The sequence below is a fragment of the Bradyrhizobium sp. Kon37 genome (genome assembly GCF_055807535.1).
On the sequence record NZ_JBVVOY010000043.1, the window covers coordinates 19993 to 28225 of the forward strand.

Sequence of the window (8233 nt, forward strand, 5' to 3'; positions counted from 1 at the left end):
TGGTTTCGGAATTAGCTGGAACAGTATCGCGTGGGCCGAAAGGAAATTCGTGTTGCGAGCACCGCCCATTCAAACCCATCCGACCGTTGCGAAGGCCTTGAAGGATTGCCGCCGCGCTTTCGCGAGTGTGGCAATCTTTTCCGGCGTGGTGAACCTGCTAATGCTGGCGGGCCCCATCTACATGCTCCAGGTCTACGATCGCGTGCTCGGCAGCCGCAATGTGCCGACCTTGGTGGCGCTGACGATCTTCCTGGTCGGGGCCTACGCGCTGCAGGGATTATTGGACGCCATTCGCGGACGCGTCGTCGTGCGTGCCGCAACGCTTCTTGACATCGACCTCAGCGGAATCGTGCATTCGGCGGTGGTTCGAATGGCGACGATGAACCGGGGGGGCGGCGACGCAACTCAGCCGGTCCGGGATCTCGACCAGATCCGCTCATTCTTCATGAGCGCCGGACCTCTCGCGATAGTCGATTTGCCATGGGTTCCGGTGTTCCTTGGCCTCTGCTTTCTGATCCATCCCTGGCTGGGCGTGCTGGCGATCGCAGGCGGCCTCGTCCTGATGGCGTTGACGCTTTTGACCGAACGGGCGAGCCAGGAGCCATCCAAAACCACAAGCCGCCTCGCGGGAGTCAGAGGAGCCTTGGTCGAGGCATCGCGCAACAACAGCGAAACCATCACGGCGATGCGGATGACGAAGATGTTGTCCGGCCGGTGGAGCGATGAGAATCAGAAATATTTGGCGGCCGCCGCCGCGTCGAGCGATGCCATAGGGACGTTCGGCAGCATCTCCAAGATTTTCCGAATGCTGCTGCAGTCGGCGATCCTTGGGCTCGGCGCCTATCTGGTGATCAGACAGGAATTGACCAGCGGCTCGATGATCGCGGCCTCAATCATGGTCGGTCGCGCGCTGGCTCCGATCGAAACTGCAATTGCCAATTGGCGCACGTTTCTTGCTGCGCGTATCAGCATTCAACGTCTGTCCGAAACGCTTGGGCGGCTTGGCGCCGAAAAGACCTATGTGGCCCTGCCGGCGCCAAATCGGTCGTTCGACGTTGAGGGCATCATGGTTGCAGTTCCCGGCGCGACTAAGCCGTTGCTCTCGAACGTGTCGTTCAAGCTCGCCCCGGGCGAAGCCCTTGGAATCATCGGCCCCAGCGGCTGCGGCAAGACATCGTTGATGCGCAGCCTGATCGGCGTATGGCCAACGCCAAACGGCGCTGTTCGCATCGACAGCGCCGAGCTTGATCAATGGGATCCCGACTTCCTCGGAAGCCATATCGGATTCTTGTCGCAGTCAATCGAGCTGTTCAACGGTACAATTGCCGAGAACATCGCGCGCATGACATCTAAACCCCTCGGCGAGCAGATCATCAAGGCGGCACAGGCCGCAGGTGCGCATGATCTAATCCTGCGCATGCCTTCCGGCTACAACACAGTCATTGGCGACAGCGGTGCTGCGCTATCCGCCGGGCAACGCCAACGTATCGCGCTGGCGCGGGCGCTCTACGGGGACCCATTCTTGATTGCGCTCGATGAGCCAAATTCAAATCTCGACAATGAGGGCGAATTGGCGCTCCAGGATGCGATCAGGGCTGCCAAAGCGCGTCAGGCCATTGTGGTGATCATCGCGCACCGTCCCTCCGCGCTCGCCATTTGCGACAAGCTCCTGTATCTCGCCAATGGTGGGGTGCAGGCTTATGGCCCTAGAGATGAGGTTCTCAAGGGGCTCGTCGTACCGACCCAGGTCCACCCGATTCCGACGGCGGCAAGCGTCTCCGCGATCCGTGAGGTGAGTGCGCGATGAACCTAGAAGAGATCAATCCGCGCAGAACCATCCGCAAGCTAAATCTGATCGGCTTCACCGCGATTGTATTGATGGCCGGCGGGTTTGGTGTTTGGGCATCGACTAACGAGCTTGCCGGCGCGGTCATTGCACCGGGATCGGTCGTGGTCGAATCCAACGTGAAAAAGGTCCAGCATCCAACAGGTGGCATCGTCGGCGAGATTCTCGTCAAGGAAAACGATTTTGTTCAAGCCGGCGACGTGGTTATGAGGCTCGACGATACGGTGACCCGATCCACCTTGGGTGTCGTGCGCTCGCAGCTCGATGAAATGCAAGCTCGCGAGGCTCGTCTCATCGCGGAGCGCGATGATGCCGAAATGGTCACGTTTTCGGATGATCTGCTGGTCCGGAAAGAAATCAAATCTCTCGCAGCCACGCTAGCTGGTGAAGAAAAGCTTCTGGAATCACGTCGCAATGCGCGCGTTGGTCAGCGAGGACAACTGCACGAACGGATCAACCAAAGCAACGAAGAGATCCGTGGGCTTTCGGCCCAACAAGAAGCGAAGGAGAGGGAGGTCGAGTTCATCAATGACGAGCTCGTTGGTGTAAAGTCGCTTTATTCGAAGAATCTCGTCTCGATCTCCCGCCTGATGGTCCTGCAGCGAGATAAGGCGCGGCTCGACGGTGAGCGCGGCCAATTCATCGCCGAGATCGCGAGAGCGCGGGGCAAGATCAGTGAGACTGAGCTCCAAATCATACAGGTCGATCGAGACTTCCGCACAGACGTCTTGAAGGACTTGCGCGATGTTCAGGGGAAGATCGCTGAATTGAAAGAGCGTGCGGTCGCGGCGGAGGATCAGTTGAAACGTGTCGACATCCGCGCACCGCAATCAGGCTTCGTCCTGCAGCTGGCTGTTCATACTGTCGGGGGCGTCATCGCCAATGGCGAGACGATTATGCAGATCGTTCCCAATGATGACAGTCTCGTAGTGGACGCAAAGGTGATGCCGCAGGATATCGATCAGATCGCGACCGGTGCGAAAGCGATCGTCCGAATCATGGCTGGCAACCAGAGGACCATCCAGGACATCCAAGGGATCTTATTGCGCGTCTCGGCCGATCTGACGCGTGATCCTGCCAGCGCGGGACAGGCGAGCCAGCCTTATTACCAAGTGCGGGTGTCGCTGCCTCGCTCCGAAATCGCTCATCTGGGAGACATGCATCTGGTGCCCGGGATGCCTGCCGAGGCGTTTATCCAAACGTATGGGAGGACGCCTTTGCAGTACTTCCTGAAGCCGCTGCACGATCAGATCGCGCGGACCTTCCGCGAAAGGTGAGACACTCGGCGGTAGTCGGCCAACGGCCGATTTATACCATAACAACGCATACGCGAATGCGGCCAAATCGATTCAAGTGCGCCGGAGGGCTCAAGCCGCATTGGCCTCGGATTCGGTAATGCGCTGGAATTCGAACAGCAATTCCTGAAAGTGCTTGGCGAGATAGCCGACCACTCTGCCGTTGCGCAGCAATTTCGCGACGTAGCCGACCGCGAGCACCAGATCGAGATGGTCGGTGCCATAGGTCTGCTCGGCGACCTTGAATTCGCGGGCGAGCGAAGCTGACTCCCGCTCCATCAGCGCCAATTGCTCATCGGACAGCCCCTTGGGCGCACGCGGGGTGTAGCCGGCCGCCAATTGATTGCGCGGTGTCGCCGCCACCAACGAGCGCACATAGCTGTTGGAAAAATTGTTCATTGCGATCATCAGCTCGGCCGCCTCAATCTGCCTCAAGGGCGCGAGCTTGCGCAGCTCGGAGAAGGAGTTAAGGGTCAGGTGTTTCTCTTTGAGCAAATCGACGGCTTCCGCGCAGATGCCGTCGAGCAGCTTTCGGCGCCGCCGAATACTGGCGACATCGACATTCAGTGCCTTGGCAATCCTCGCTTCCGACACCCCGTTCTCGATCGCCTTCAAGATCATGCGATGCTCTTGGATGATCGCGATCCGATTGACGCGCTTGTTGTAGGTGAAGGCCTCGTCTTCGGTCGAGACCAGGCACTCGACCTCCAACAAGCCGCGGTCGCGCAGGACCTCGAGGCGCAAATGACCGTCCAGAAGCAGGAATTTACCCTGGCTGTCGCGGCTTCGTGCCACCACGGGCGGCTCGACCAGCCCGATTTCGCCAACGGATGCTGCGATCTGCCGGTATTTTGGTGAGCGCTTCACCTCATCGGATACGAGCTTCAAGGGCTGTATATCGGACAACCGGACCATGGCGGTCCGTTCTTCAAAGCCCATCCGCACCGAAATATGAGGACGGCGTGCCATGGCTTAAGCCTGCCCATGCAGCCGCAACGCCAGAGTCTTGGGCAACGTGTCGAGCTTTTCATCTTCCAAGACCGACAAAAACTCAGGCTCGACCAAGAGCTTGCGCAGGGCTTCCAGGATGAAGACCAGACGGGATTTGGTGTTGTTGGACTTGCGGATCAAGACTCGTTTGCGATCGACGTCTTGACGGTAGGCCCGCAAAAGGGCGTTCGAACTCATCGGCGCCCCATCGGTCCGGCGTGGGCCGGTCTTATAACCCTTGCCGCGACGTCGTCGCTGCTCAATCAGCTTCTTGGCCGCGAGGAGGCGTTGGCCCCTTAAGAGCTTTTCTTCATAGGCCTGCTGCAGCACGGATTGGATGTCGGCATCTTGCGCCTGGGCGATCAGGACGGCGATGCTGACCGGCATCTGTCCAGCTTCAACGGCGCGCAGCAGGCGGTGTTCGCCGCTTTCCAACAAGCTGCTCACGCCCTTGACATACTCTACACTGAGGCCGGTCTTGCGCGCGATGTCGTCGAACTCGTAGCCGCGCCCGCGCAGCCCCTCAATATCATGCAGAAGATCAATGGCGCGGTGCTGCCGCCGGGCGCAGTTTTCGACTAGGCTCATGATGGCGCCGTCTTCGTTGGTGGCGTCGACCACGACGGCCGGTATCTCCCGTTGCCCGAGAGCTTGATAAGCCTCGAGGCGCCCCTGACCGCAAACCAGATCGTAGCGCGCGTCGCCCTCGCAGGCCTTCCTTTTGACTGTGATTGGCCGCTTGAGGCCAAGTTCGGCGACGCTGGTCACGATCTCCTTGAAGATCCGACGGTTGCGGACCCGTGGATTGACCACATCGATGGCACCGACCGGAATGATCTCAATGCATTGCGCCGATCCCATAGCTGACCTCCATCAATTGCGAGCGGGCGGCAAGTTCAAACAGCATGTCGAGCGTGTCGAAACGATAGGCATCAAGGGCCAGGCCATTGTGCTCAGCGAGAGCGACTTGCTCGGCCTGCATCTCAAAGCGTGGCAAGAGATAATAGTCGAGCACAGCGTTGTTCATCTGGTTCATCCGGATCGCCACCGTGATGTCCGGTCGCAGGCCCGCATCAAAGCGGATCTTCCAGCGGTGGGAGCCAGCAATGGTTTCCTGAGATCGGACCAGGCAAAGAGAGGCGGTGAACTCGTCATTGACGGTGAGGAGGTCGGTCTCAGCGTCCTGGCAGACCGATCCCCCGATCTCTTCGATGCCGCGTACTGTTGCCGCAATGAAGTCGGGATACATCCGGCGCAAGGCGCGATTGATCTCGATGTAGCGATAGTCCCGGTCCTGGCTGAAGCCGATAAGTTCATAAGCTCGGAGCAAACTGCCGAAGCGCGCACGGTAAGCGCTGCTGGACGGCCCAACCTCGAGTTCGTCTATGATGATTCCTGAGAGATAGCCGTGCTGCTCCAACAGGCCGCGGAGTACATCCAGAAGCTCCTCATTGGAGTACCGCTTGCAACGTTCAGTAATGATGGTTTGTGCCGATCTAAATGTATCTTCGTCGACAATGGGCTCAAAGGCCTGATCGTGACGGATCCAACGCTCCGGAGGATTGTAGACGCGAGGCCCCTTGAGCTTGCATGAGCATCTATTCCAAACGTTGTTTCCAATGTACTTTTCGTTGATCAGGATCTGGTGGACCGTGGCTCTGGTCCAGGGCCGCGCCAGGTCGGTGACCACCCCATTTTTATTTAGCGCTTGAGCTATTTCGCTCTCGCTTTGGCCTCGCGTGACGAAAGCGTCATAGATGAAGCGGATAGTCTCGATTTCATCGTCAGGGCCTGGGATCAGGACAATCCGATCGGTCTGAATGCTCTTGTGCTCGCCTCGCACCAGCTCGGCTTTTGCAACGCCACCTTGATCGACCAGTTGCCGCCTCAAGCCGTACCCTGCCGGGCCGCCTTGGCGGTATCCGAGCTCAATCAGGCGCCGCTGCCCTGCAAAAACTTTGACTGAAAGTTCCCGGCTGTACTCACCGGCCATTGCGCGCTTGACGCCCTTGACGATAGTCGAGACCGGGCTACCGTCATTCTCGAATTGCTCGGCGCAATAGCGAACTGAAATGCCGGCGCGCTTACATATATATTCGTAATAAGCGCTTTCATCGGCGTCTTGGAATCTGCCCCAGCGGCTTACATCGTACACGAGGATGGTCGAGAATTCGGCTATGCCGTTTTGAACATCGTCGATCAGCTGTTTTAGGGCGTTGCGATCATCCAAATTCAAGCCGCTCTTGCCGCTGTCTTCGTAAGTCTTGCTGATAGTGATGCCGTGGCGAAGGGCGTACTCGCGAATGGCCTGAGCCTGGTTCGCAGTCGAATATTGTTGGTGATCCGTCGACATTCGCACGTACTCGGCCGCGGTTATTGGGAGCTTATTTGTTGTCTCGGATCTTGTATTCGGCTGGACTGGCAACATCGCCGCCCCACTAGCGTCAAGAATGCATGATCGATTGACGCAAACTATAGCTTAGCTCGGAGGGAAACATGTTTCCGAAAACGGGCAAGAAGTTTCCGGCCGATGTTGGCTGTGCATCAGCGACGTACGCGACATTGATCGCCGATATTCTCAAGTCGGAGCTTGGCAACACTCACCGAGCGCATAAGACGCTGATGCGGTGGACGGGAGCTAACGAAAGAACCGCAAAGAATTGGCTTTCCGGTTCGAACGGCCCTAGCGGCGAGCATCTATTGCAGCTCATGCGCAATTCGGATCGGGTCTTTGAATTTGTCTTGAGGCTATCGCATCGACCGGCATTGCTTTCGATGCGCAGACTTGGGGAAGTGAGGAATAGCTTACAGCTCACAGCTGATCTGCTTTCTGAGGTCATTGAGCATCAGGAGACAGAATCTGGTACGCCCGAGAGCTGAAGACTGATGAAGGAGATTTAGCGGACAGTTCCGGAACGGGGCCTTGCTGCCCAAACTAAGTTGCGCACAAGGTGGGTGTATGATGCGCAACTGCACGTTTGGCTTACCGGGCCCCAATTGGGGTCGTTGCCGACCACGCACTGAAAAGATCAGTGCTGTTCTTAATCCGCCACCAACATGCTAGCTTTGCCCGAACAATTGCCAACCACCGGCCGAATGTCCAGGCGACACCGTTATTCTATCGTTCACAATGCCTTGCGCGCCCTTGTGAGGAAGACGCATCCGAAAAAATTCCGCTGATAACCGGTGTCCACTCGGCGCGTAAGCGAACATGGAGGCATCGTTCAGCAGGACCGTAGTCGAGGCCAGACCGGACATCGCGCGCTGCCAATCGACCGTTTTGACCGCAAGCCGTCGTTCGTCACCGTGCAATTCCGGAGTGGGCCCGATCCGTTAACGCTTGCGCACCAGCAAAGTCCAAACAGGCGACGCAACGTCCCAGCCGCGAAGGCGCCCCGAAAGCCGCACCTTCAGCCCGGCTTGTGTTATCCGCTCGACAACAAGATGCAGTGCGATCACGTCGCCCTCTGACAGTTCTACACAGCTACGCTTCCGGGACCACACCGCGCCCGGGAAACGAAACAAGTTGGCCTTTAGCCATCGGCCGCTGCGCTCCGACAGCGGTTGTAAGTCGACCTGAGCGCCAGCCCTGGGCCGCAGGCTGACATCTGCCCGTCGCAGCCAATTCGGAATCCAAACCATGCGACTGACTAGCCGTTCCTTTTCACGTTTGTCTAGTCTGCGTCCATCTGAATGGCTTCGGCGGCCGAAGCCGAGGACGACCGATCTTCGGAGCAGATTGGAAATTTGCAGTCGAGCGCGAAAGCGACGCGATCGACCCTCAGCAGACCTTTGCCGATGATTTTTGGCTTGCATCCAACATGGCTTAATTCCGCAACGCGGATGCCACCTTTGTCGTTTAGTCGAGGGGATCGTTTCCCTTCGGCTCTTGCAAGAATTTGGGAACGTGTCCTCGGTCACGCGGAGCGGGGCGTTCGGACGGGTCGCGGCCAACCTTGGACTGCAGCTCGACCAGGTCGGTGAAGACGTCGGCCTGGCGACGCAACTCGTCGGCGATCATCGGTGGCTGGCTCGCGATCGTGGAAATCACGGTGACCCGCACGCCGCGGCGCTGAACGGCCTCGACCAGGGAGCGGAAGTC

The 8233-nt window shown here is 58.3% G+C and carries 7 protein-coding genes; 3 read left to right on the forward strand and 4 right to left on the reverse strand.

Annotated features, from left to right (window positions below):
* The first annotated feature begins 52 nt into the window (after window positions 1-52).
* Both AC0L3J_RS35980 and AC0L3J_RS35985 read left to right on the forward strand, forming a co-directional pair.
* Entirely contained in the window at window positions 53-1807 is a 1755-nt protein-coding gene (locus AC0L3J_RS35980; RefSeq protein WP_473350242.1) for a type I secretion system permease/ATPase, read from the forward strand.
* Window positions 1804-3123 carry an HlyD family type I secretion periplasmic adaptor subunit gene (locus AC0L3J_RS35985; RefSeq protein ID WP_473350243.1) on the forward strand — a complete coding sequence of 440 codons (1320 nt, stop codon included), beginning with the start codon at window positions 1804-1806 and terminating at the stop codon, window positions 3121-3123. The genes AC0L3J_RS35980 and AC0L3J_RS35985 overlap by 4 nt, the downstream gene beginning before the upstream one ends.
* Window positions 3124-3213: 90 nt before the next feature.
* On the opposite strand, the gene AC0L3J_RS35990 is transcribed toward AC0L3J_RS35985, so the two are convergent.
* The 3 genes from AC0L3J_RS35990 to AC0L3J_RS36000 form a co-directional block, all read right to left on the reverse strand.
* Window positions 3214-4029, reverse strand: coding sequence for a plasmid partitioning protein RepB C-terminal domain-containing protein (locus AC0L3J_RS35990; protein ID WP_473350244.1), 816 nt, complete (start codon window positions 4027-4029; stop codon window positions 3214-3216).
* An 84-nt stretch (window positions 4030-4113) separates the two neighbouring features.
* Complete coding sequence (locus AC0L3J_RS35995) at window positions 4114-4992, reverse strand: ParB/RepB/Spo0J family partition protein (protein ID WP_473350245.1); 879 nt, start codon at window positions 4990-4992, stop codon at window positions 4114-4116.
* Window positions 4970-6559, reverse strand: a complete 1590-nt coding sequence (locus tag AC0L3J_RS36000; RefSeq protein WP_473350246.1) for a recombinase family protein — start codon at window positions 6557-6559, stop codon at window positions 4970-4972. Before AC0L3J_RS36000 ends, AC0L3J_RS35995 begins: the two co-directional genes overlap by 23 nt.
* A gap of 68 nt (window positions 6560-6627) precedes the next feature.
* On the opposite strand from AC0L3J_RS36000, the gene AC0L3J_RS36005 reads away from it, so the two are divergent.
* Window positions 6628-7011 carry a hypothetical protein gene (locus tag AC0L3J_RS36005; RefSeq protein WP_473350247.1) on the forward strand — a complete coding sequence of 128 codons (384 nt, stop codon included), beginning with the start codon at window positions 6628-6630 and terminating at the stop codon, window positions 7009-7011.
* 979 nt (window positions 7012-7990) lie between these two features.
* On the opposite strand, the gene AC0L3J_RS36010 is transcribed toward AC0L3J_RS36005, so the two are convergent.
* A partial coding sequence (locus AC0L3J_RS36010) for an NYN domain-containing protein (protein ID WP_473350248.1) occupies window positions 7991-8233 on the reverse strand: 243 nt, incomplete at its 5' end.

What these genes read in the sequence shown, in the direction of transcription:
- AC0L3J_RS35995 (WP_473350245.1), bottom strand. Translation starts at nt 4,992, where the DNA reads ATGGGATCGGCGCAATGCATTGAGATCATTCCGGTCGGTGCCATCGAT.
- AC0L3J_RS35985 (WP_473350243.1), top strand. Translation starts at nt 1,804, where the DNA reads ATGAACCTAGAAGAGATCAATCCGCGCAGAACCATCCGCAAGCTAAAT.
- AC0L3J_RS36000 (WP_473350246.1), bottom strand. Translation starts at nt 6,559, where the DNA reads ATGTTGCCAGTCCAGCCGAATACAAGATCCGAGACAACAAATAAGCTC.
- AC0L3J_RS36005 (WP_473350247.1), top strand. Translation starts at nt 6,628, where the DNA reads ATGTTTCCGAAAACGGGCAAGAAGTTTCCGGCCGATGTTGGCTGTGCA.